Source organism: Citrobacter sp. CK189, assembly GCF_030333505.1.
GTDB classification, from domain to species: domain Bacteria; phylum Pseudomonadota; class Gammaproteobacteria; order Enterobacterales; family Enterobacteriaceae; genus Citrobacter_B; species Citrobacter_B koseri.
In genome coordinates this window covers 1-221 of the sequence record NZ_JAOWFV010000021.1, presented here as the reverse complement: position 1 = coordinate 221, position 221 = coordinate 1, and the positions used below count along the sequence as shown (strand labels likewise).

At 48.4% G+C, this 221-nt stretch carries 1 tRNA gene; it reads right to left on the bottom strand.

From position 1 onward, the window contains the following. Positions 1–141: 141 nt before the first annotated feature. Positions 142–217: transfer RNA gene (locus tag OGV83_RS00695), tRNA-Glu, on the bottom strand. Positions 218–221: the final 4 nt, after the last annotated feature.

Here is a 221-nt window from a genome sequence, read left to right as displayed (position 1 = left end):
TGAGAGACTCATACACACTTTACGTGTGTCGTTTCAATTTTCAGCTTGATCCAGATTTTTAAAGAGCAAATATCTCAAACGTCACCCGAAGATGAGTTTTGAGATATTAAGGCAGGTGACTTTCACTCACGAACCAGCAAGTGGCGTCCCCTAGGGGATTCGAACCCCTGTTACCGCCGTGAAAGGGCGGTGTCCTGGGCCTCTAGACGAAGGGGACACTG